This window comes from Tabrizicola sp. (assembly GCF_031377265.1).
In the GTDB taxonomy this organism is placed as follows: domain Bacteria; phylum Pseudomonadota; class Alphaproteobacteria; order Rhodobacterales; family Rhodobacteraceae; genus JAUYQR01.
Genome location: NZ_JANMET010000108.1, coordinates 1 through 1,826 on the forward strand (window position 1 = coordinate 1; position 1,826 = coordinate 1,826).

Here is a 1,826-nt window from a genome sequence, read left to right on the forward strand (position 1 = left end):
GCCTGCGTCATCGACCTGAGGGTAGAGATGTTCATCAGTTCGTCAAATTCCGTACCTTCGGCCTGCGCCAGAAGTCGGTTCAGATGCGCGGTCTTCAGCACCTGCCCCTTGGCCAGCGTAAAGCCCGACGCCTCCGCCACCTCGCGCAGGCTGTCCAGCTTCATCACCGACGGCTCTTCATGCACCCGAAACAGCAAGGGCCGCTTCAGCCGGATCAGCTCTTCCGCCGCCGCCACATTGGCCGCGATCATGAACTCTTCGATCAGCTTGTGCGCGTCCAGCCGGTCGCGGAACGCAACCGACGTCACATGGCCATCCGCATCCAGAATGATCTTGCGTTCGGGCAGGTCAAGGTCCAGCGGCTGGCGCAGCACACGTGCCTTGTCCAGCGCGGCATAGGCTGCATAAAGCGGGCGCAAGACGCGCTCCAGCAATGGTCCTGTCGCGTCGTCCGGGCGGCCATCGACCGCCGCCTGCACCTGCGCGTAATGCAGCGATCCCGCCGACCGCATGATCCCGCGCACGAAGCGGTGGCTGATCTTGTGGCCCTCGGCATCAAAGCGCATCCGCACCGCAAGGCAGGCGCGGTCGACATGTTCGTGCAAGCTGCACAGATCGCCCGACAGCACATCCGGCAGCATCGGCACCACGCGGTCGGGGAAATAGGTCGAATTGCCGCGTTTGCGCGCCTCGCGGTCCAGCGTCGAATTCGGCGTCACATAATGCGCCACATCGGCGATGGCGACCCAGATCACATGCCCGCCGGGATTGCCCGGCTCACTATCGGCTTCGGCATAGACCGCATCGTCGCGGTCGCGCGCATCCACCGGGTCAATCGTCACAAGGGGAATGTCGCGCAGATTGACCCGGCCCTTGTCGGTGGCCGGCTTGGCTGCATCGGCCTCGGCGATCACCGCATCGGGGAACTGGTCGGGAATGCCGTGCTGATGGATCGCGATCAGGCTGACGGCACGCGGGCCGGAGGGATCGCCCAGCCGCGCCACGATGCGCGCCTGCGGCAGGCCAAGTTTGCGGTTGCCCACCGCCTCGGCCTCCACCAACTCACCGTCGCGGGCCTCCATCGTCATGTCGCGCGATACGCGCCATTCCTTGTCGGCGCCCTTGTCGATCGGCACGATGCGGCCACCCTCGGCCGTATCGCGGAACACCCCCAGCAGCTTCAGCGGGTTCGACCCGATGCGCCGGATCAGCCGCGCCTCATACTGATATTCGTCCAGATCAACCTTGCTCAACCGCGCCAGAATCCGGTCGCCCGCCGCAAGCGCAGGGTCGCCCTTCTGCGGGATGATCAGAATGCGGATCGTCTCATCCGCACCATCTTCCAAGGGCTTGGCAAACAGATCGCCCGCACTATCCGGTGCCGTCACCATCAGCACCGCCACCGGTGGCAACGCGCCCGCCTCCCGGAACCGCCGCGCGGTCTTTTCCACCACGCCTTCGGCCTCCAGTTCTTTCAGCATGCGCTTCAGGTCGATCCGCGCATCCCCCTTGATGCCAAAGGCCTTGGCGATATCGCGCTTGGCCGACAGGCCGGGGTTCTGTTTGATCCAGACCTGGATCTGTTCTTTTGTGGGCAATGGGTTCATTCCCTGCCCCTAGCACGGGATGCGGCCAAAGCCTACCCTTCCGGCATCGGTTCGGGTGGCTGCTTCTTGCGCACAATGAGATCGTAGTTCAGCGCAAACAACTCCAGCGCCCGCGCCACCCCGTCCCCGGCCAAAGGCACCGTCACCCAACCGCTGTCGGGCAGAAAGTGATGCGGCTCGGCCCGCCCCGCCGCCACCAGTTCGTGGCGCAGCCTGGTC

Annotated in this window: 2 protein-coding genes; both read right to left on the minus strand. The window is 65.0% G+C overall.

Annotated elements, in window-relative coordinates; translation table 11 throughout:
• Positions 1–1,607: RNB domain-containing ribonuclease (locus tag RMO18_RS06260; RefSeq protein WP_309664626.1), on the minus strand; the 1,607-nt coding region annotated here is incomplete at its 3' end.
• Between the two features lie 32 nt (positions 1,608–1,639).
• Positions 1,640–1,826, minus strand: a 187-nt coding sequence (locus RMO18_RS06265) for a luciferase family protein (RefSeq protein ID WP_309664627.1), incomplete at its 5' end; no start/stop codon positions are given.